This is a genomic window from Roseicyclus sediminis, assembly GCF_025515305.1.
GTDB lineage: Bacteria > Pseudomonadota > Alphaproteobacteria > Rhodobacterales > Rhodobacteraceae > Roseibacterium > Roseibacterium sediminis.
In genome coordinates, this window is record NZ_JAOPHT010000014.1 from 16598 (window position 1) to 37340 (window position 20743).

At 62.6% G+C, this 20743-nt stretch carries 26 protein-coding genes; 14 read left to right on the forward strand and 12 right to left on the reverse strand.

The window, feature by feature from the left end; all coding sequences use genetic code 11:
- Positions 1-170: 170 nt before the first annotated feature.
- Positions 171-1595 carry a flagellar protein export ATPase FliI gene (gene fliI, locus N8I71_RS15805; RefSeq protein WP_262878976.1) on the reverse strand — a complete coding sequence of 475 codons (1425 nt, stop codon included), beginning with the start codon at positions 1593-1595 and terminating at the stop codon, positions 171-173.
- Between the two features lie 63 nt (positions 1596-1658).
- Between fliI and N8I71_RS15810 the strand changes: the two genes are divergently transcribed.
- The 8 genes from N8I71_RS15810 to N8I71_RS15845 are packed head-to-tail and all read left to right on the forward strand — an operon-like array spanning position 1659 to position 7879.
- On the forward strand, positions 1659-2054 hold the full coding sequence (locus N8I71_RS15810) for a flagellar basal body protein (RefSeq protein ID WP_262878977.1): 396 nt from the start codon (positions 1659-1661) through the stop codon (positions 2052-2054).
- A 12-nt stretch (positions 2055-2066) separates the two neighbouring features.
- Complete coding sequence (gene flgC / locus N8I71_RS15815) at positions 2067-2477, forward strand: flagellar basal body rod protein FlgC (RefSeq protein ID WP_262878978.1); 411 nt, start codon at positions 2067-2069, stop codon at positions 2475-2477.
- Positions 2478-2487: 10 nt separating this feature from the next.
- Positions 2488-2802: a flagellar hook-basal body complex protein FliE gene (locus N8I71_RS15820; RefSeq protein WP_262878979.1), complete on the forward strand. Its 315-nt coding sequence runs from the start codon at positions 2488-2490 to the stop codon at positions 2800-2802.
- 25 nt (positions 2803-2827) lie between these two features.
- Positions 2828-3097, forward strand: coding sequence for a flagellar biosynthesis protein FliQ (fliQ, locus tag N8I71_RS15825; RefSeq protein ID WP_262878980.1), 270 nt, complete (start codon positions 2828-2830; stop codon positions 3095-3097).
- A gap of 26 nt (positions 3098-3123) precedes the next feature.
- Complete coding sequence (locus tag N8I71_RS15830) at positions 3124-3906, forward strand: transglycosylase SLT domain-containing protein (protein ID WP_262878981.1); 783 nt, start codon at positions 3124-3126, stop codon at positions 3904-3906.
- Entirely contained in the window at positions 3903-5987 is a 2085-nt protein-coding gene (gene flhA / locus N8I71_RS15835) for a flagellar biosynthesis protein FlhA (RefSeq protein WP_262878982.1), read from the forward strand. Before N8I71_RS15830 ends, flhA begins: the two co-directional genes overlap by 4 nt.
- 1 nt (position 5988) lies before the next feature.
- The gene (locus tag N8I71_RS15840) at positions 5989-6744 is read left to right on the forward strand and encodes a flagellar biosynthetic protein FliR (protein ID WP_262878983.1); all 756 of its coding nucleotides are present in this window, start codon (positions 5989-5991) and stop codon (positions 6742-6744) included.
- A 10-nt stretch (positions 6745-6754) separates the two neighbouring features.
- A complete protein-coding gene (locus tag N8I71_RS15845; protein WP_262878985.1) occupies positions 6755-7879 on the forward strand; it encodes an EscU/YscU/HrcU family type III secretion system export apparatus switch protein in 1125 nt (374 codons plus the stop codon).
- A 96-nt stretch (positions 7880-7975) separates the two neighbouring features.
- Here N8I71_RS15845 and N8I71_RS15850 read toward each other — a convergent pair whose 3' ends face one another.
- The 4 genes from N8I71_RS15850 to N8I71_RS15865 are packed head-to-tail and all read right to left on the reverse strand — an operon-like array spanning position 7976 to position 10410.
- The gene (locus tag N8I71_RS15850; RefSeq protein WP_262878986.1) at positions 7976-8608 is read right to left on the reverse strand and encodes a MotE family protein; all 633 of its coding nucleotides are present in this window, start codon (positions 8606-8608) and stop codon (positions 7976-7978) included.
- Positions 8605-8949 carry a hypothetical protein gene (locus tag N8I71_RS15855; RefSeq protein WP_262878987.1) on the reverse strand — a complete coding sequence of 115 codons (345 nt, stop codon included), beginning with the start codon at positions 8947-8949 and terminating at the stop codon, positions 8605-8607. The genes N8I71_RS15850 and N8I71_RS15855 overlap by 4 nt, the downstream gene beginning before the upstream one ends.
- An 11-nt stretch (positions 8950-8960) precedes the next feature.
- Positions 8961-9860 carry a FliM/FliN family flagellar motor switch protein gene (locus N8I71_RS15860; protein ID WP_262878988.1) on the reverse strand — a complete coding sequence of 300 codons (900 nt, stop codon included), beginning with the start codon at positions 9858-9860 and terminating at the stop codon, positions 8961-8963.
- 13 nt (positions 9861-9873) lie between these two features.
- Positions 9874-10410: a flagellar basal body-associated FliL family protein gene (locus tag N8I71_RS15865; protein WP_262878989.1), complete on the reverse strand. Its 537-nt coding sequence runs from the start codon at positions 10408-10410 to the stop codon at positions 9874-9876.
- A 134-nt stretch (positions 10411-10544) separates the two neighbouring features.
- On the opposite strand from N8I71_RS15865, the gene fliF reads away from it, so the two are divergent.
- The 5 genes from fliF to N8I71_RS15890 all read left to right on the forward strand — a co-directional run bounded on the left by fliF (position 10545) and on the right by N8I71_RS15890 (position 15213).
- Complete coding sequence (fliF, locus tag N8I71_RS15870; protein WP_262878990.1) at positions 10545-12191, forward strand: flagellar basal-body MS-ring/collar protein FliF; 1647 nt, start codon at positions 10545-10547, stop codon at positions 12189-12191.
- 14 nt (positions 12192-12205) lie between these two features.
- Positions 12206-12877: a FliH/SctL family protein gene (locus N8I71_RS15875; RefSeq protein ID WP_262878991.1), complete on the forward strand. Its 672-nt coding sequence runs from the start codon at positions 12206-12208 to the stop codon at positions 12875-12877.
- Positions 12870-13289 (forward strand): FliM/FliN family flagellar motor switch protein, encoded by a 420-nt coding sequence (locus N8I71_RS15880; protein ID WP_262878992.1) that lies wholly within the window; start codon positions 12870-12872, stop codon positions 13287-13289. The genes N8I71_RS15875 and N8I71_RS15880 overlap by 8 nt, the downstream gene beginning before the upstream one ends.
- Before the next feature lie 65 nt (positions 13290-13354).
- A complete protein-coding gene (gene fliP / locus N8I71_RS15885) occupies positions 13355-14146 on the forward strand; it encodes a flagellar type III secretion system pore protein FliP (RefSeq protein WP_262879062.1) in 792 nt (263 codons plus the stop codon).
- Positions 14147-14172: 26 nt separating this feature from the next.
- Positions 14173-15213, forward strand: a complete 1041-nt coding sequence (locus N8I71_RS15890) for a flagellar motor switch protein FliG (RefSeq protein ID WP_262878993.1) — start codon at positions 14173-14175, stop codon at positions 15211-15213.
- A 21-nt stretch (positions 15214-15234) separates the two neighbouring features.
- On the opposite strand, the gene N8I71_RS15895 is transcribed toward N8I71_RS15890, so the two are convergent.
- The 7 genes from N8I71_RS15895 to N8I71_RS15925 form a co-directional block, all read right to left on the reverse strand.
- Positions 15235-16032 carry a DUF1217 domain-containing protein gene (locus N8I71_RS15895; RefSeq protein ID WP_262878994.1) on the reverse strand — a complete coding sequence of 266 codons (798 nt, stop codon included), beginning with the start codon at positions 16030-16032 and terminating at the stop codon, positions 15235-15237.
- Between the two features lie 14 nt (positions 16033-16046).
- Positions 16047-16487 (reverse strand): flagellar biosynthesis repressor FlbT, encoded by a 441-nt coding sequence (locus tag N8I71_RS15900; protein WP_262878995.1) that lies wholly within the window; start codon positions 16485-16487, stop codon positions 16047-16049.
- Between the two features lies 1 nt (position 16488).
- Positions 16489-16896, reverse strand: a complete 408-nt coding sequence (locus tag N8I71_RS15905) for a flagellar biosynthesis regulator FlaF (RefSeq protein ID WP_262878996.1) — start codon at positions 16894-16896, stop codon at positions 16489-16491.
- 134 nt (positions 16897-17030) lie between these two features.
- Positions 17031-17843: a flagellin N-terminal helical domain-containing protein gene (locus N8I71_RS15910; protein ID WP_262878997.1), complete on the reverse strand. Its 813-nt coding sequence runs from the start codon at positions 17841-17843 to the stop codon at positions 17031-17033.
- Between the two features lie 127 nt (positions 17844-17970).
- The gene (locus N8I71_RS15915) at positions 17971-18390 is read right to left on the reverse strand and encodes a hypothetical protein (protein WP_262878998.1); all 420 of its coding nucleotides are present in this window, start codon (positions 18388-18390) and stop codon (positions 17971-17973) included.
- Positions 18387-18689, reverse strand: coding sequence for a rod-binding protein (locus N8I71_RS15920; protein ID WP_262878999.1), 303 nt, complete (start codon positions 18687-18689; stop codon positions 18387-18389). Before N8I71_RS15920 ends, N8I71_RS15915 begins: the two co-directional genes overlap by 4 nt.
- Positions 18689-19837 carry a flagellar basal body P-ring protein FlgI gene (locus N8I71_RS15925; protein ID WP_262879000.1) on the reverse strand — a complete coding sequence of 383 codons (1149 nt, stop codon included), beginning with the start codon at positions 19835-19837 and terminating at the stop codon, positions 18689-18691. The genes N8I71_RS15920 and N8I71_RS15925 overlap by 1 nt, the downstream gene beginning before the upstream one ends.
- Positions 19838-20021: 184 nt before the next feature.
- Between N8I71_RS15925 and N8I71_RS15930 the strand changes: the two genes are divergently transcribed.
- Complete coding sequence (locus N8I71_RS15930; RefSeq protein WP_262879001.1) at positions 20022-20729, forward strand: response regulator transcription factor; 708 nt, start codon at positions 20022-20024, stop codon at positions 20727-20729.
- Positions 20730-20743 lie beyond the last annotated feature (14 nt).

Here is a 20743-nt window from a genome sequence, read left to right on the forward strand (position 1 = left end):
TCAAAGGCCGAGTCCGCAGATCCGGGAAGATCCCCAATAACTCCATCAAGGACAAACAAGGCGGGGCGATGGGTCGAGGGATTCCGGTTCGCAGGCGACGTGCATGCCGACCGCGCCACCATCCGGAACTGGATCGGTCGGACGCGCCTGAGGCGTTGGCAACCCGGTGACTAGCCGGGCTGGCGAAACCCGGGTGGAAGCGGCCCTTCCGAAAGGGCCGCGACAGGTCCGGCCGCTTCGGCATCGGGACCCTTGCCATCGATCTCGATGCCCGCCTCGAGCAGCAGTCGCTTGACCCCGGCGAAGGCGTCTTCCGTCGTCGTGGCCTCTTCCCTGGATTGCGTCAGGAAGCGATGCAATCGCTCGGCCAACCTGGTTGCCCGATCGACTTCCGGATCGCTTCCCTCTTTGTAGGCGCCAAGGCGAATGAGGTCCTCCATGTCTTCAAAACGCGCGAGGCCGAGCCGCATCTCGCGGAGCAGGGCGTTCTCCTCCGGTCCGTGGCATTCCGGCAGCATCCGGGAGATGCTTCGCAGCAGGTCGATCGCAGGATAACGACCACGCTCCGCGATCGTCCGGTCGAGGATCACATGGCCGTCGAGGATGCCTCGCACCGAGTCGGCAACCGGATCATTCATGTCTTCGCCCTCGACAAGCACGGTATAGATCGCGGTGATGTCGCCCTGCCCGTCACGTCCCGGACCGGCCCTTTCCAGCAACTGGGGAAGTTCGGCGAACGTGGTCGGGGGAAAGCCGCGCTGCGCCGGCGGTTCACCCGCAGCCAAACCGATCTCGCGCTGCGCCATCGCGAAGCGGGTGACACTGTCGATCAACAAAAGGACCTGGAAGCCCGCGTCACGGAAGTGTTCGGCGACGGCCGTGGCCGTCCACGCCGCCTGGCGCCGCATGAGCGGGGGTTCGTCGCCCGTTGAAACCACGAGCACGGACCGGGCAAGCCCATCGGGCCCGAGATCCTTCTGCACGAAATCCTGAACCTCGCGCCCACGTTCACCCACGAGGCCGATCACGATCACGTCTGCGTCGGCTTGCCGGGCGAGCATTGCCATGAGGGTCGACTTGCCGACGCCCGACCCGGCGAATACCCCCATCCGCTGTCCGCGACAGATCGGGGTGAAGATATCGACCGCCTTGATCCCTGTGTCCATTCTTGGTCCGACCCGTCGGCGGTCGAACGCGTTGGGTGGATCGGCATGCACCGACCGCGGCACACCACCCTGCGGGAGACGGCCCCGACCGTCGAGGGGCCGCGCAAGTCCGTCGATGACCCTCCCAAGCCAAGCCTCGGTCGGCCTTACGAGATCGTCACCCTCGAGGACCTCTACGGCGTCGCCGGCAGCGATCCCGCGCCAGACCCCGAACGGCAATACATGCGCCCCCTCGTCGTCGAGACCCACAACCTCGGCAAGCACAGGACCATTGCGGCCGTGCACGAGACAGCGTTGCCCGATGCCCAGCGCACGCCCAAGCCCTTCTACCGTCAGGGTAAGCCCCGAGATCGCACGGACCTGTCCGGCGATGCGCGTGCCCCCGACTTCTCGTACGGCCTGGCTGAGGTCAGAGAAGAGCGTCTGCATTATTAATCCTTGAATGCACCCATTTATTCATGCTAATTCTTCTCAAGCCGCAAGGAAAGACTAATGAGCGTCAACGGGATTTCTTTCTTCAGCCTCGCATCACAGCGCCTGACTTGGCTGAGCGAGAGTCAGCGCGTCGTGTCCGAGAACGTCGCCAACGCGGATACTCCCGGTTTCAGGGCAAGGACGACCAGCGACTTCTCCGAGATGGTGTCGGGCACACGCTACGCGGGCCTCGCCACCACGGATCCACAGCATATCAGGGGAACTGGCGCCTCCGGGCCGGTCCGCACGTTCGAAGATCCCGAAGCCTGGGGCACGACCCTCGACGGGAACTCGGTCGTCCTGGAGCAGCAGGCGATCCGGGCGAGCGAATTGAGCGGGGGATACCAGCTTGCCGCGACACTCTACCGAAAAGGTCACGAATTCCTGCGCCTATCGGTATCCGGCAACCAGTAAGGAGACACGAAAGTGGACCCACTGAGATCGATTTCGGCAATCGCCGCCAGCGGGATGCACGCACAGGCCCACCGGCTGAAGGTCACGGCCGAGAACGTGGCGAATGCCAACTCGACCGGCACCACCGCGGGCGAAGAGCCATACCGTCGTCAGACCGTCACTTTTGGAGAGGTGCTCGACCGGAGCACGGGCGCCCTGCTTGTGCGGGTCGAAGAGATCGGTCGCGATCAGTCCGAGTTTCCACTCCGCTACGACCCCGGGCACCCGGCGGCCGACGAGAACGGATATGTCCGAACCCCCAATGTCAGCTCGATCATCGAGATGAACAACATGCGCGAGGCTTCGCGCAGCTACGAGGCGAACATGAACATGTACGAGGCCGCTCGCACGATGCGGCGCCAGATGCTCGATCTTCTGAAGTAAGTCGCCCACCATGACCGACATTTCCTCCGTTCTCTCCACGGCGTCCATTCAGAGCGCATACCGGAGCAGCCAGGGTCTCGGGCCCTCGCAGGTCGAACAGGGCGATGCCGGAGGGTTTTCCACGGTATTGCGGGACGTGGCTGCCGACGCTGTGAACACCGCGCGGACATCGGAACAGATTGCCGCTGCCGGTTTGCGCGGCGAATTGGACACGCAAACCGTCGTTGAGGCGACGATGGAGCTTGAGACCACGCTGAGGGTGGCGGTCTCGATGCGGGACAAGTTCGTGCAGGCCTACCAGGAAATCCTGCGGATGCCGCTCTGACACGCCGATTTGGGGGGCGCGCACGGTGAACGAAGCAGACGTATATGCCATCTTCGCAGACTCGATCTGGGCCACCCTGATCGCATCGGGCCCCGTTCTCGCGGTGGCCACGATCGTCGGGCTCGGCATCGCCTTCTTCCAGGCCCTCACTCAGATCCAGGAAATGACACTGACCTTCGTGCCGAAGATCGCGGCCATATTCGTCGCTATCGTGGCCTCGGCTCCCTTCATGTACGCGACGCTGTCGCAACTGTCGGATACCGTTTTCGACCTCATCGTTTCGGGCGGACAATGAGGCGGGCGTCTGTCTTCCTGGCGCTCGTGTTCGCCGTCACGCCCGATTTCGCCGGAGGTTGGGAAACCTTTTACTCGCCTCCCGATGCGGCAGCCGACGCGTCATCCGAAGGGTCAACGCGGAACGCACCGCGGGATTCAGCGATCTGCATCCGCGCGATCCTCGACGCGCAGGACCGCCACGGCATTCCCGACAACCTGCTGCTCGGGATCGGCCTGCAGGAGGCGGGGACACGACGCGACGGCCTGCTCACTGTCTGGCCATGGGCCGTGAACGCGGCGGGCGAAGGTCGCCTGTTCGAGAATCCGCAGGCGGCCATGGAATGGGTGCGGGACAGGCAAGCCTCGGGCGTGCAATCGATTGATGTCGGTTGCATGCAGGTCAACCTGCGCTGGCATCCCGATGCGTTCCAAGACTTGTCCCAAGGCTTCGATCCAGTCCGGAACGTCGACTACGCCGCCCGCTTCCTGCGCGAGCTCTTCGAGAGGACCGGTGACTGGGAGGTCGCTGCGGGCAGCTATCATTCCTTCACGCCGGAACTTCGGTCCGTCTACCTCGCCTCGCTGGAAAGAAACCTGCTCGTTGCGAACGAACGACTGCAGGAGTTCGCGGCACTGGCCCGGTCCGTGCCGGGTTCATCCGTCGACGTCCCGTCTCACGACCAACCGCCTACGCCACTCGAGGGTGGCTTCTGGGCGGCGGCCTTGTCGGACGGCACGGGAGCCGGACGGCGCGGCCTCTACAGTCGTCAGGATCTCCAGCCAATCCTGCCAGCCTTCCGGAGCGTCGCCGAGGAGACGTCGGGATGAGCGCAAGGGTGTCCGGGGTCGCGGCGATCGTACCCTTCGGAAATGCGAACCGGGACATCGCCTTTGCCGTCGGCATCGCGATGGTGCTGGCGGTACTCTTCGTGCCGCTTCCGCCGATCCTTCTCGACTTCGGGCTCGCGGTTTCGCTGTCATTCTCGGCACTGATCCTGATGGTGGCGCTTTGGGTGCCACGCCCTCTAGCCTTCAACAGTTTTCCCACGCTGCTGCTGGTCGTTACGATGCTGCGGCTATCGCTGAATGTGGCCTCGACACGCCTCATACTTTCGGAGGGCCACACCGGCACACATGCCGCGGGCGGGGTCATCGAAGGCTTTTCGCGGTTCATCGCGACAGGAAGCTTCGTGATCGGGATCATCGTTTTTGCGATCCTCGTCGTGATCAACTTCATCGTGATCTCCAAGGGTTCCACCCGAATTGCCGAGGTCTCCGCCCGCTTTGCCCTCGACGCCATGCCCGGCAAGCAGATGGCGATCGATGCCGATCTGGGCGCCGGCATGATCGACGAAAGCGAGGCCCGACGCCGTCGGGAGGAGCTGGAGGACGAGACGAGCTTCTACGGGGCGATGGACGGCGCGTCCAAGTTCGTGCGCGGCGATGCGGTGGCGGGGATCATCATCACGCTCATCAACCTCATAGGCGGCATCCTGATCGGGGTCCTGTCACACGGGCTCACCATGGGGGAAGCAGCGAACGTCTACACGATCCTCACGATCGGTGACGGGCTGGTAACCCAGATCCCCGCGCTTCTGGTGTCGCTGGCTGCCGGCATCGTGGTGACCAAGGGCGGCACCGAGGGCGCGACCAACGAAGCCGTTCTGTCCCAGTTGGGCAGCTATCCCAAGGCGCTTTACATGGCGGGGGCACTCCTGTTGGGGATCGCGCTCCTGCCGGGGTTCCCGGCGCCCATTTTCGTGGCGCTTGCCGCGCTCCTGGCGGGCTTGGGATACACCCTGCAACGATCGACCGCCGCGGAAGAAAACGCTGCGGCCCGCGAAAAGGCGGCGGCGGAAGCCAACGACGCGACCGAGGAAAGCGTCGCACAGACCATGAAACTCGACGATATTCGACTTTGCATGGGTGACGCGCTGGTTTCCATGGTCAACCGCCCCGAGGCCGGCCTCCCGGCCAAGATCAAGAGCCTGCGGAAACTCTTCGCCCGGGATTTCGGCTTCGTCCTTCAATCGGTCCGCATTACCGATGACTCGAACCTTCCGGGGACCACCTATGCCATCCTGCTCCACGGAGTGGAGATCGCGCGCGGCGACATCCGTCCGGGAAGCATGATGGTCATCGCCAGCAGCGAGGACTCGAAGGATCTCCATGGAGAACGCGCCAAGGACCCGACCTTCGGGCTCGATGTGCTGTGGGTGGATCGCGGTACGGCCGACGCGGCCGAAGAACGCGGCCTCACGGTCGTCGACCCAGAGAGTGTCATCACTACGCATCTCACGGAGATCCTCAAGGATCACATGCCGGATCTCCTCACATACGGCGCAACGAAGGAGCTTATCGAAGGGCTTGACCGGGATTATCAGAAACTCGCGTCCGACATCCCGGGCGGTCAGCCGACGATCCTTTTGCAGCAGGTGCTTCAGGCGCTTCTGTCCGAGCGCGTCTCGATCAGAAACCTTCCTGGCATCGTCGAGGCCGTGGCGGAAGCGACCCGCAAGACCAGTGATGTCACCCGTGTGACGAACCATGTCCGTCAACGTCTCGCCAACCAAATCTCCAAGTCCCTGACCGATCCGCAAGGCTTCGTGCCCGTCATCGCGCTCAACCCGTCGTGGGAGCGGGAGTTTTCCGAAGCCCTCCGGCAAAACGGCGATGATCGCTCACTTGTGATGTCCCCCCAGCGCGTTCAGGAGTTTGTCCTCGAAGCTAGAAAAGAGATCCAGCGCTTCGCACAGCACGACGAATGGCCAGCGGTCCTGGTCAGCCCGGAGGTCCGCAGCTTCGTGCGGTCCATGCTGGAACGTTGCAGCCCGGCGACACAGGTCGTCTCTCACAACGAGATCCACCGCAAGGCCGTGCTGAAGACCGTTGCGCGGATCGGCGGATGAAATGGATCTGGAGGTCTTCCTTGCCGAACAGTTCCTGGCCTTCGCCCTCGTCTTCGCGCGGCTTGGCGCTGCACTCATGTTCATGCCGGGCTTCGGCGAACAGGCCGTCCCCGTTCGCCATCGCCTGATATTCGCCCTGGCCCTTTCGGCCGCATTCATGCCCGTGACGCCGGTGGGAACCATGACCGCCGACAATCCCGCACAGCTGTTCGCCTTGCTCGGCATCGAGATCGCCGTGGGCCTCTGGATAGGGCTGTCGGCGCGCATCCTGCTGTCGGCGCTGCAATTCGCGGGTTACCAGATCGGCATCGTTGCGGGCCTGGCCAACGCCTTCGGGCCGCAACTCGGCTCTTTCGAGGGCTCGACCATGGTTGCGAGCGGGCTGTTGATGGCCGGTATCGCCCTGATCTTCGCCACCGACCTGCACCACGTGATCATCGGCGCACTTCTCATGAGCTACGACGTTTTTCCCGTCGGTCTCATCATGCCGGGTGACATGGCCAACCAGATTGCGCGCGGGGTCTCGACCAGTTTCTGGATCGCGGTGTCGATCACGGCACCCTTTTACGTTCTGGGCCTGCTGCTGAACCTTGCGCTGGGCCTTGCGAACAAGATGCTTCCGACCCTGCCCGTATTCTTCGTGGCGGTGCCGGTCCTTATCGCGGCGGCATTGCTTGTGCTCGCCCTGAGCGGCCCCGCCCTTTTCACGGGCTTTCTGCAGTTCTTCAGGGACTGGCTCGCAACACTCAGCTTCTGACCGGGCGCTCATGGCAGATCAGGAAGACCAAAGCAGCAAGACCGAAGAGCCCACGGAGCAGAAACTCCGAAAGGCACGGCAGAAAGGCGATGTCGCCGGCTCGCGGGAACCGTCGGTGGCCATGACGGTCCTGTCGCTCTTCGTCATCGTATACTACCTCGCACCGACCGTGTTTCCTAGGTTATCCGAGCTCTTCGCACGGCTCGTGGACGGCGCGGCTTTGATCGAAGTCGGCGCGGGGCCCGCGGGACTACGCGATCTGGGTGGGGTCATAGACATGCTCGTCGTGGGATCCGTCGCGATCCTCGCGCCGGCCATGACCGTGATGTTCCTCGCGGCGATCTTCGGCGTGATCGTCCAGGGAGATACGGTGGTCGCCGTGGAGCGTACAAAGCCCAAGGTCTCTAGGATTTCTCCGATCGAGGGTTTCAAACGGCTGTTCTCTGCCGACACGCTGGTCGAGTTCCTCAAGAACCTCGCCAAGCTTGTTGTGGTCGCGGGCGTAGGTATCTGGCTGGGCGGTGCTGCCGTGACGGCGATCTGGCAGGTGCCGGGATTTCTTCCGGAACGGATCATGGAACATTCGGCCGATGCATCGGCGGGCATGCTGCTGGCGACGGGAACGATCCTAGCCGGTATCGCCGTGGCCGACATCATCTGGAAGCGAGCGCGTTGGCTCAAGAAGCAACGCATGACGCTCAAGGAGGTTCGCGATGAGCACAAGGACAGCGAAGGCGACCCGCTGATCAAGGCCAAGCGCGCGGGCATCAGGCGGCAGCGGGCACGTCAGCGGATTGCGACGGCCGTGCCTACCGCGACCGTGGTCATCACCAACCCGACCCACTTCGCCGTCGCCCTTCGATACGAGGTCGGGCGCGATGCCTCTCCCGTGTGCGTGGCCAAGGGCACCGACCGCGTCGCGGCGCGGATCCGCGAACTGGCGCGCGAAGCAGAGGTGCCGATCGTGGAAAACCGTGCCCTTGCACGGATGCTTCACGCCGTCGTGGAGATCGATACGCCGATCCCGGTCGAGCACTGGAAGGCCGTCGCGGAAATTATCGCATATGTGATGGACCTTCAGAGACGCTTCGACCGGCAGCCACCGCCGGGCTCGCGGCTCCGTACGGAGATTTAGGACGCAAAAATCGCTGATTGATGGATTATTTCAGGATAAAGCAACAGCCAGTGACTATTCGATGCCGCGTGCACCTCAACAGGTTGCGCAAAGCGGTCAGCGCAGCCTGATGTTCGAAAAGTCTTGGTCAGCCGGGAGTTTCGAGCGTTCTAGGAAAATGCGGGAGAGCGCCCTGGCGCGCATCGGATCGAGATTGGCGAGGATCGGCGCCGCTGCGCGTTCAGGCATCGTTCCCAATACCATCACCGTGGTTTCCATATCCAGATCGTCCAATATGGCAGCCGCTTCTTCCGGAGCCATGTTCCGATATATCCTCACGAGCCTCTCGAGATCGGCGGTCTGGGCCTCTTCGACACGCGCGAGCAAAGCGTCGATCTCGTCGCGGACCGCAGCGAGCCTGTCTGCCTCGAGGTCGAGCTGCTCCCGGGCCAGGTCAAGTGTCGCGCGGCGTTCATCAAGGTCCGCGCGCTGTTCGGCAAGCAACGTGCGCTCCCGTTCGACGACGGCGAAAACCTCTTCGGAGGACGTACAGAGAGGCAGGTTCTCCGACTGTTTCCACACCGTTTCGGGCGAATGTTGGCCCGGTGTCGCAGGCTTCAAGGCGGATGCCATGTCCTCGATCCCTGCAACGGGCTTGTCCGGCAGCGTGCCGGCGATGCTCGATATCGGGATCGTCAAGATCGCAGCCAGGCTGGAAAGCAAGATGCGACCTCGTCCGTTGACCGTCATACCTGCGATCTCCGCGCGGTCTCGAAGAAGCTACGGATCAAGTCCTGTTTCGCCGGCACGCGTACCGTTGAAACGTGGCGCAGGCCTTCCGCGGCCGTCTCTCCACGTTCGGTACCGGTCCACCACCCACCCGCCTTGCGACGAGCGCCAGCCGAAATGTGATCCGCGACGAAGCGAAGCGACTGCACGGACCCCTCCGTGCGCTCGGCGGCGGCGGAAAAGCCTTCCAACGCAGGCCGCAGACCCTCGAGCGCATCCTTGAGGCGTCGCAACCTCAGGTGCAGGACCACGGCATAAACGATGCAGGCACACAGCGCCGTGAGAATAAGCGTGTCGACCATCAGTGTCATAGTCACCTTGCCTCCTCCTTTTTCAGTTCCTCGGAAATCTTCACCGCAAGCGATCTTGTCCCGCGCCGGCCCGCCACGCCACGGAAGGCGCTGCGCCCGCCGATGCTGATGCTGACCGGTTGCGAGGCGTCGATATCAAGATCGAGCTTGCTGCCCGGCTTCCAATCAAGCGCCTCGCCCAATCGAACCCGGCCTTGCCCGAGTACGGCGGTAACCGTGACATCGGCCGAAGTGATCATGCGGGACAACTCGGCGCGCCATCCCTCCGACTCCCGAATGAGCGACGGACCCGCCGGTCGAGACAGCAAGTCGATATCTGCCCCGAAAAGGGCGAAGGGCATCAGCACCTCGAGTGTGCCGACATCTCCATCGAGATCGAGCCCGAACGACGCAACGACACAGCGTTCATGGGGCAACCCGATATCGATATCTTCAAGTGTGTCTTTCAGTTCCAACGCCCGTCCCGAGAGTTTGCGCACCCCCGAAAGCTGTTCGGCCAATGCCGCGACCGCGCGGTCGAGCATCCTCAAGCCTATGCGCCTCTCGATTGGCGACAGACGGCGGGTTTCCAGGTTTTCCTCATCGGGACCGCTCGGCAGGAGCCGGTTGACCAGTCGGCCCAACACGGCCGGGTCGACCCGGACATGGAATACCCCCGACCATGGGCGCGCCTCGGCAACCACACAAAGCCCGCTACTACCCGACGCGGCCTTGCCGCACGTGACGTAAGAGGTCTTCTGGAGCCAGGACACCACATTTCCGCGGCCCTGCTCGGACAATACCGAGCCCAGAGCGACCCCGAAACTCGACAAGGCAGCATCGAGCCTCTCCAGCCGGACAGGTTGCGCCGCCGCCGCGCGGATCATCAGCTCCTCGACCGACAGATCGTTCGACTTGCTCACCGCTTCCCCACCTTCATTGGATGACCAGGTCCACAACGAGAAGCTCACGCGGGGCGTCTGTCTCGGCGAGGCTACGGGCACGATGCAGAAGTTCCGAGCGGAGCCGCGCAAGCCCCGCCGAACCGCTCAGGTCGCTTTCATTCAGCAGGCGAAGGTAGTCGACAAAGGCGTCGCGAATATATGGCTGCCTTTCCAGAACACGGCCCGCACCTTCGACGCCCTCGTCGTAGGCGATGGCGAGATTGAGTTTCAGGAACCGCTGCGCCCGCACACCGGATGCCGTCGTCGCGGAGATGTTCACGATGATCTCCCGCAATGGAACCAGCGTGAGCTCCTCCGCCATCCCCTCGGCGGCCGCAATCTCGATCCCTTCCTCAACGGAAGCGTCGGCATCAACGGACTGGTGGGACATGTCGTCGGCAACCGAAAAGAAGTGGAGGTATGCAGCAGCACCAGCGGCCACCAGGGCGAGAGCCGGTAATGCGAACATGACGACGCGCCCTCGCACGGATCTCTTGGATTTGTCGCTACTGGGATCCCGCTCGCTCATCGAACGTACCTTTCGGAACTTGAGGATACACTACATGCAGTTACAAGGATTACAAGATTAAATCTTGATTTAATTTTTGCCGGATGTAGAAGATATTCCACATTTATTGTTGATCGTCAGCCCAGGTCAGGCTCTTGCAGGCTCTTCTCGACAATCTCAACGCGCTGGGGCGCAGGAGGCTTATCTTTCTGGGCGGGGTTGGCTTTGCCCTGGTGATGGCCGTCCTCCTGGGCGTGAGCTACACGCTTACCCCCACCTATGCGCCACTCTACAGCGAGCTCTCGCCTGCAAGCGCGAGCCGAGTGGTCAGCTCCCTCGAGCAGGCGGGCTTTCGTGTTTCGGTTTCCCGCGACGGGTCTGTCGTCAGCGTGCCCCAGGAGGACATCGCGCGCGCACGGATGGCGCTGGCCGACGCCGGTCTGCCCACGGAAGGTTCGCCCGGATGGGAGTTGTTCGACACGAATACCGGCCTCGGCATGAACACCTTTCTCCAGCGGGTGAACCGGTTGAGGGCGCTCGAGGGTGAACTCGCGCGCTCAATCCAGACGATCGACGGGATCGAGGCCGCGCGCGTCCATCTCGTCCTGCCGGAGCGCGAGGCGTTTTCCCGCACGAGGCCCGAGCCGTCGGCTTCCGTCATCATCCGCAGCAGGCTGGGCGACAGCGTCAGCCGGAGGCAGGCCATCGCGATCCGAGCGCTGGTTGCCTCTGCCGTGCCCGATCTCGCGCCCGGTCGGATCACCGTTCTTTCGGCCACCGGCGAGACCATCCTCGCCGAGGACGACCAGGAGACGCCGGCCTCCATGCTCCAGTCGCGCAAGGTCGCCCTCGAGGAACGGATGTCGGAAAACATCATGAGCATCCTCAGCGCCCGCGTCGGCACCGGCAATGCGCGCGTGCAGGTCAACGTGGACCTGACCTCGACCCGAAGCATCACGCGATCGGAGACCTTCGACCCCGAACAGCAGGTTGTCCGTTCCACGGAAACGCGCGAGGAATCCGGGCGCGATCAACGTCCCGGATCGCAGGAGGTGGGCGTCGGAAGCAATCTGCCCGACGATTTCGGAGGCACTGCGGCGACGGGCGAACTCAACGAAACGCAGCGCACCGACGAGATCGTCAACTACGAGATCGGCTCGACCTTGACCGAGATGGTCTCAGAGCCCGGCGCGATAGAACGGATATCGGTCGCCGTTCTCGTGGATGGAATATACACCGAGGACGCCGCAGGCGAGTTGGTGTTCGTGCCGCGCGACGAGGCCGAGCTGAACCGCCTTGAGGAGCTGGTGAGGGCCGCGGTCGGGTTCAACGCGCAACGCGGGGATACGGTCTCGGTAGAGAGCCTGCAGTTCGTCGATATCGTGCAAACCGTCGGCGACCCCGTCGGCTCGTCCTTCAGCTCGATACTGATGCAAAGCGTACCCACGATCCTGCGAGGTGTCTTCGCCCTGGCCATCGTCGCGGCAGTCCTTTCGCTCGGCCTGAGGCCCGCGCTCAAGATCCTTGCCACGCGCCTGGACCCCCCGCCCGCTTCCGGTCCGGCGCAATTGGAAGCCGACGGTGTTCCACCAAACAGGCCACAAATCGCAAGCGCCGAGAACGTCATGGGCGGCGCGACCGTACTGATGCCGTCCGGTGAAATAGGGTCCTCAGATACCATTCGCGTATCCTCGGTCGTGGGCGACATCTCTCGTCAGAGCGTCAGGCAGGCATCCGCCCTGGTGATCCAACAACCCGATGAAACGCTCCGCACCGTGAAGGGCTGGCTAGTGGCGAAATGATGCAGAAGAACGCGATGGGATACTTGTTCGACCGAGATTTCGACGCGGAAACGTCGGACGGCTTCATGGCGCCGTGCGACACGGCAGCACCGATCTACACCGAAGACGAACTGCACGCGGCGGAATGGGCCGCCCGTGCCGAGGGCTTCGAGGCCGGACGGGCGCATGGCAAGACCGAGGCCCTCGAGGCGGCTGCGGCAGCCAGAGCCGCGGAAAGGCATGACGCGCTCGTCACCCTCGCCGCCCAAATGCAGGAACTCTGCGCGGGTGCGGTGGATCATCGAACCGCGCTCGAAACCCAGATGACGGAATTCGCAATCGTCGCTTGCGAACGGATCGTTCCCGAGATCCTGCGGACCCGGTCGACCGATCGTGCGGCCGCCGAGGTCCGGCGTTGTCTCGGGCTCATCATGGGTTCCACGAGGATCCGGGTGTTCCTTTCGCAAAGGGCGCTCGAGGAGCATCGCGGGATCATCGAGGAGACGGTCCGGGACCGCCATGCCGGGGTTGCGCTGGAACTCTCGTCGGATCCGGCCCTGGCAGACGGGGATGCACGCGTCGAGTGGGATAATGGCGTGATGGACTACAGCTTCGGCCAGATCGCGGAACAGCTCCTTGACGCGCTCCGCCAAACGCGGCCGGCACCTGCCAAGACGACCGAAAAGGGGAGAGTGGCGCATGGCTGAGAACACGAAGACGGCGTCGGCCGGGAAGAAAACCGCAGATCCGGTCGCCGCGACGGCCGAGGAGGGCGCAGAGGCGCGGCCCGAAACATCGGCCGGACCGTTGTTCGAAGAGATCGTGCCGGAACCCGATGACAGGCAAGAACCCGTCGGTCAGCGTGCCAATCGTGGCATCGAAGCCATGTTGAACGTGCAGATGGACGTGCAGGTCGTTCTGGGCCACGCGCGCATGCCGATCGCGGAGGTGCTGAAACTGGGGCGCGGTTCGGTTGTCGACCTCGACCGGCGCATCGGCGACATGGTCGACATCGTCGTGAACGACATGCTCGTCGCACGCGGCAATCTTGTGCAGACCGAGGGCGACCGGATCGGCGTGACGCTGACGGAAATCATGCGGATCCCCGCAAACGACTGAGGATCGTAGTGGAAAAGCATCGTCGGTCCTTGCCATTTCTGCCGGTAGTCTGCCAGTTCCGGTACATTCTGGCGGCCGTTGCAGCGCTGGTCCTGCTGGTGCAAACGGCCAGCGCCCAAGATGCAGGCGGGCTTCTCGACGATCTCGCCGGGGTGCTGGGCGAAGCGCCGGAAGGTTCCGACGAGCGGGCGACCCTGAGCGGCCGGATCATTCAGCTCATCGCGTTGACCACGGTTCTCAGCGTCGCGCCCGGACTGCTGATAATGATGACGAGTTTCACCCGTTTCGTCATCGTTCTGGCAATCCTTCGTTCGGCCCTCGGCCTGAACCAGACCCCACCCAACATCGTCTTGACCAGCATGGCGCTGTTCATGACGTTTTTCGTGATGCAGCCAGTGTTCGAAGACGCGTGGGAACGCGGCGTTCAGCCTCTGATCGAGAACGAACTTTCCGAAGAGGAAGCCATAGCGCGCATCGGCGAGCCATTCAAAATATTCATGTTCGCCAACACGCGGCCGCAAGACCTCGAGCTTTTTCAGGATATTGCAGCCCGGGCGGATGGGGTCGAGGCCGCCCCCCTCCCCGACACAGCTGAGGCCGCAGCCTGGCGTTCGCTGATCCCCGCCTTCATGATCTCGGAACTGCGGCGCGCGTTCACGATCGGTTTCCTGATTTTTCTGCCGTTTCTCGCCATCGACCTTATCGTCGCGTCGATCCTGATGAGCGCTGGCATGATGATGCTTCCACCGGTCCTGATTTCCTTGCCTTTCAAGATAATCTTCTTCGTCCTGATCGACGGTTGGTACATGCTGGCTGGAAGTCTGGTCGAAAGCTATGCCCCCTTGATCTCACCATAGCGATCGCACTCCCCAAGGAATGCCGAATGACTTCGATCCGCCACAGCACCACACGCGAGACACCCCCGCCCCGGCGTCTGAATGGCCCGGAAAAGGTGGCCATACTTCTACTGTGCCTGGGCGAGGAACGCGGATCGGAGGTGATGCAGCGTCTCGATGAATCCGAGCTTCAGCGCATCGGTCGCGCGATGTCGCAGTTGGGCCCGATCCCGGCCGAGCTGGCCGAGGCCGTCCTGGCCGAGTTCACGGAAACGGTCGCAGCGGGCGGGGTACCGCCAGACACCTTCGAGGCAGCCCGCAACATGCTGGGTTCGTTCATGCCGGAGGAAAAAGTCAACGAAATGCTGGGCGCGGTCGCCACGCCGTCACGCGAAAACGACATCTGGAAACGGCTTAACCAGATCGATGAACGGGTCTTGGCACGACACTTCGCGGAAGAGAAGGTCGCGACGGTGGCGACGATCCTCTATTGCCTTTCGCCGGACTTCGCCGCGCGCGTTCTTCCCCTCCTCGAAGAAGACAAGATGCTGCGGGTGATCGAGTGGATGATGCGGATGGACGAGCCGCCGGATCACCTCATGGAAGAGATCGAGGCCGCACTCCAACTGGATGTTCTGGACGCCGGCGAGGACAAGACGGCCGTCAGCGCTCGTAAACGCATGGCCGACATCTTCAACAAGCTCGACCCTTCGCTATTCGAAAACGTGTCCGCCCAGTTGGTCGAACGCGCGCCCGAGGAGTTTGGAGCCATCAGGAAACGCATGTTCACGTTCGACGACATGGTTCGGATAGGCGGCCATGATATTGGCCGGATCATCCGCGGCATGTCCGGCAACACGGTCCCACTGGCACTCAAGGGCGCCCGCGAGGAGTTGCGGGAGCACTTCTATGCCGCTCTTCCCGGGCGCTCGCGTGAAATGCTGATCGAGGAACTGGAAAACATGGGGCCTGTCCGGGCCCGCGACGTGCGGGAGGCGCAAAACGCCATGGTCGATTACGCCCTCGAACTGATCGCAGCCAAGGTCATCCAGCTACCGGATGAAGACGAAGAAGAACTCATCGACTGATGGAGGGAAGCGCCGCATCCCTCAGCCATAGGGGCGAGAGGGAACGCTTTGGATCGCGCCGATGTCAATGGTCAACGGCGCGAAACTGCCGTTTGCAGTCGTCGATAAGAGCTGCACTGCCGCGTTCTGCGAGGCTCGGGACGTATCGAGAGCGTCGCTCAGGATCACGTATTTCCTGACCAGCTTGTCCACGGCGGCAGGGTCCTTGAGCGTCGCCAAGTCAAGCCGTGAGCTGATGAGGCTTGCCTGCCGGTCGATGTCGAGTGTGCCCACAGACTCCGGCAAGCCCAGCGCGAGCCGAACCACTGCACCCATTTGCCGATCCTTGAGGATGTCGAGCGGAGTCTCGACTGCCGCGGCCTTGCGCTTGAATTCCAACGCCGCGCCAAGCGCCTCGTTCTGAGCCGCCTGGTCATTGATGAAGACGGTTTCGAGATAGCGATCGACAATTCCCTCCTGCCAGGCCGGATTGCCTGTGTTCGGGTTCGCAGTGCCTCCGTTCTCGAAGCCCAGGGCGAGGTACATTTCGCGGAAACGTGGATCGGTGAGGCGATTGACCAGGGCCGTCCGATCGTTCAGGTCGCTTTCCAGCATGCGGCGCATGAGCGCCTTGCCAAAGATCTGGTCCTCGAGGTCGAAAGCCTTCATCACGAAGACATACAGGTCCCGGTTTTCCACCAGTTGCTTGACCGTCGAGATTTCCGCGATCTGCTCTCGGAAGGTCTCGATGCCCCTCGCATGAACAGGCGTATCGCGCAGGACGGATATCTGCCGGTCCCGCGTTGCTTCGGCGATCTTCAGCGCCAGCGGCGTGCTCATCCCTCCGAGCGGGATCATGGCGACGCCGCCAAGTGCGCCTCCCGCGCCGTGGCCGCCCGTTTCACGGAGGTGGCAAGGAGTACTTGCTCGCGGGCAAGCAGCGGGCGCAATTCCGAAAGCGCTCGATAGTAGTCCATCTGGCTCACGCAGTTCGCAGCTTCGAAAACGTGACGCACATGTCCCGGCCCGAAGACGGTTGCGAGCACGGCGAGTTGGCTTTGGATCTCCGGGACGAGCTTTTCGCGCAACTCCGCTTTGATAAGGGCGGTCTGGATAAGGTAGTAGACCCGACTGACGGGCGTCGCGACCTCGTCCTGCCCAAGCAGGTCCTTGCCACGGATCACATCGGCATGCTGGCTCTCGATCGTAAGGACATGGCGCCGGTTTGAGTTACGGATCACGCAACCATTGATCACCACGCATTCGTCCGGCTTGAGCGTCAGCTTGAGAGGCATGTCAGTTTTCCTCCGCGCGTGGCCCGGGCGTCTGGCCGGCCAGCCCAGCGGCTATGGCCCTGTTGGTTGAAACAAGCGCGGCGACGCCCTTTTCGCCACCGATCACCGCGTTGCTTTGCCGTTCGACCCAGAGGGCCAGGGAAATCAGGGCCGCTCTCAGATCCGGCGGAAGCTGATTGTTCGGATCGGCAAGGTCCAGTTTGAGCGCCGACCAGAACATGATGTTCTCTGCAAGTGTCTCGCGGAGACCTTCCGAGAGAATCCGGAGCCGTTCCGATTGGTCCTGTGCGTGATCGTAGTCGGAGGCGCTGCGATCCATCTCGCCTGCAATCCTCAGGAGGATGCGGCGCTCGATGTCGCGCGGGTTCTCGGTTTCCCGGATATTGTTCTTGTAGGCTGCGACGCTCATGGTACCTGCCCATTCCTTCTTGTGGCCCAACGGCTCGATTATTGTCTGTTCTTCAGCCAGGTTCGACCGGCTGTTTTGGTATTCGCGGGGCCCAAAGCGCCTCAGGGCCCCGCTGTTGTGTTATCGGCCCGAGATCACCGGAACAGGGCGAGGATGCTCTGCGGGTTCTGGTTCGCGATGGACAGGGATTGGGTCGCCAACTGCTGCTGCACCTGGAGCGCCTGGAGACGCGCGGCCTCTTCTTCCATGTTCGCATCGACCATTGCGCCGACGCCGGAATCCAGCACGTCGACCAACTCGGTGATGAACGTCTGTTGCGTCTCGATGGCCTTTTCGGCCACGCCCAGCGCCGTTGCCTCCTGCATGATGGCCGTGAGAGCTGCGTCAGCAGCCTGAACGTCGGCTTCCACCGGAGTACCGGCCAGCACGGTCGCCGCGACGGTCTCGAGGGCGGTCACCTGGGCTTCAAGACCCGCGATCGTGAAATCCTGCGAGGTCACGTTCAGTGTCGCACCGGCACGAGCGATACCGGTCGTGACGGTCTTGGTCCCGGCCGAAGCGTCCAGAAGCAGGTTTTCCCCGTTGAACGAGGACTGGCTGATCGTGGTGCGCATCTGTTCGGTAAGCGCGGTGAGCTCCGATGCGACCGCAGCGTTGTCAACGCCGGGCTGGGATGCGAAGGCGACGCGCTCGACGAATTGCTGGGCGAGATCGGTCAGGGTTTCGGCACCGACCCGCGCGGTCGACATCGCGCCCTTTGCGAGAGCCATGCTCTCGTTGACGGCGGACAACATGCTGCTCTCCGACCGCATCGTGGTTGCGATCTGGAAATAGGCGGCGTTGTCTTTGCCGGACTCGACCTTGAAGCCGCTCGAGATGCGGCCCTGGGTCTCGGTCATGTTGTTGTTGATGGTGCGAAGAGTGGACAGCGCATTCATCGCCGCCATGTTCGTGTTAATCGAAGACATTGCTTTCTCCAGTGCTTCGGTATGGGACTCTCGTCTTTCTGACGAGTAGGCGAGTTCTTGCTCGCACGATTGACTTTGTCCCTCACGGTTAAGGCAGGATTAAGGATTACAAGGACTCATCTATTGTTTTTTTCTTGTCGCGGTCTGACAGAATCCTGTTGCTTTCGTGCCGCAATCCACCCTTTGCGTCATAGGTCCTGCCGAGGCTGTCGCGTTCGGAAAGACGTGTCAGCTCGGCCGCCACGTCCCGCAGGGCCTGAGACATGCGACCCGCGATTTCTGCATTTCGGTTCAGCAGATCGCGCAGCCGCGCAACGCGCAGTCGCAGAAGCGCCTCGGTCTCTGCGCCGTTTCCCGCGAGGCCGGCGACGATCTCGGCTTCTCCGGCTTCCAGCGCGGCAGCGAGTGCCGTCTTTTCCTCAAGGAGATGCGCCACGAGCTCGACGTTGCCCTTCTCGATTGCCGCGTTCTCGTGCTCGAGAAGGTCAGCCATCCTGCGCAGCGTGTCCCAGGTGTCGGCCATCATCGCTCGCTTCCCCCTTCCGTGCGGCTGTAGCCTGCAATGGCGGCCTCAACGCTTTGCGCGATCCCGGCCCGACCACCGGCAGCCATTTCCTCTGCGATCGCGTTCGCCAGGAAACTGCGCCACATCTCCTCGACGTGGCCACCGCCCATCATTCCTTCCGGCACCGTCCTGAGAAGCTGATCCACGGTCTGGGAGAGAAACAGCGCCTCGAAATCCTGCGCCGTTTGCTCGGCCGCGCCCGCGAGGGGCCGAGCGGAAATTGCAGCCACATGGACCGCGACCGGGCTCGCCTCCGTCATCAGATGATCTCCAGATCTGCGTGAAGCGCGCCCGCGGCCTTTATCGCTTGAAGGATCGAGATCGTCTCGGTCGCGCCTACACCAATTGCGTTCAAACCATCGACGAGCCGCTGCAGGCTCACGTTGCCCTCGAGAACGGTGAACTGCGCCTCCCGTTCGCGAACCTCCACTTCGGTCTGGGGCACAATGACCGTCTCACCGATCGAGAAGGGCTCCGGCTGGCTCACTTCGATCTCTTCGCGCACGATCACGGTGAGGCCGCCCTGGCTCACGGCCACCTCGCCGATCCGCACGTTGGCACCAATCACGATAGTGCCTGACCTTGCGTCGATGACGACGCGCGCGACAGTGTCCGGGCTCACGCGCAGGTTCTCGATATGCGCCATGAGTTGCGTGAGATCCGGGTGGTTGCGGGCGTTGATCTCGATAGTCGTCGGATCGAGGGCGCGCGCGGCATTCGCGCCAAGGTAGGCGTTGATCGCCTCTTCCACGCGCTGCGCGGTGGTGAAATCGGGTGTCCTCAACGCCAGGCGGATCGTGTTCAGATGATCGAACGCAAAGGGGATCTCTCGCTCGACGATTGCGCCGTTCTCGATGCGTGCCACGGTCGGCACGCCTTCGACGATCGAGGCATTGATGCCCTGCGCCGCGTAACCGGCCACCGCGATAGGCCCTTGCGCGACAGCGTAAACCTCGCCGTCGGCTCCGGTCAGCGTTGTGACGATAAGGGTCCCGCCCCTCAGACTGCTCGCATCGCCGATGGAGGACACGACCACATCGATCGTCTGACCCATCCTAGCGAATGCCGGCAAAGACGCGGTGACGAGAACGGCGGCAGTGTTCTGCGTCCGTATCTCGTCTCCCGACAAGTTGCCCGCCCCAAGACGCTCGAGCATGCCTTCGATGGAGCTTTCGGTGAAGGGGCTGTTTCTTAGCGTGTCGCCCGTCCCGTTCAGGCCGACCACAAGGCCATACCCCACGAGCTGGTTCTCACGTACGCCATCGACGGTGGCGATGTCCTTGATGCGAACATCCGAACCGGACGGGAGAGGCAGGCTCAGCCCGGAAATATCGGCCCCGGCCTGGAGCGCCAATCCCAACCCAACCGACAAGCCGGCCAGCATTCTGATCGCAGATCTGAAGCGCATGAAGATAAGCCCCTCCTCGAATACACGCCCCGGAGCCAAGGCCCGTATCGTGAGACCACGGTTTTCTCATCACATACAGCACATTCTCTATACTTGCTATTCTTAACTTTATTCATGTATCTTGCGCAAGGATAGCATGAATCGTGCTGTGATTTCGTGCAATTGCGAGCTTAGGGGTACCTGGATGCAGGTGTACGTTCACGAGCCTCGGAAAAACCGGATCGCAAGCCTCCTGGCGGAGCTCAGGTCGGACAAGATCGTCCCGAGCCCGATCGACGACGCATTCTTCGAGCGGGACCTTTCCCTGCTCAATCGGCCGGATAGTCTGGGCAATGCCCTGCTTTTGGCTGCGGTTCCCGGAGTGAACGAGAGGATCACGGCGCTTCGAGAGGCCGGGTGCGAAAACCCGGTGGTCGTCATGCGTGATTTCCGCAACGCCCAGGATACGGCACTTCTGCTGGATCGTGGCGCGGACGAAGTGGTTGTCATGCCGATCAAGGCCGTCGAACTGAGGGCGCGCGTCAACGCCATTCTACGGCGATCGCACGGCCATTCGGCGGACGAGGTGAAGGTGGGTGAGATCGTCGCGTATTTCGACGGTCGGGATCCGGAAGTCGCCGGACATCGTCTGCGCCTGTCTCAACGCGAGCACGCGATCTTCAAGCAACTGGCCCTCAATGCGACCAAGGTGGTGCCCAAGTCGGCCATCTACGACGCGGTCTATGGCATCGCTGACGTACCGCCCTTCGAGAAGGTGATCGACGTCTACATCTGCAAGATACGCAAGAAGCTGGAAGCCACCACTCCGCAAGGCAGCCGATACATCGAGACCGTACCTGGGCGAGGATACCGGTTTTCGGACGATGCCATCGCGAAACCGGGTGGGGTCTGACGTTCAAAACGCCC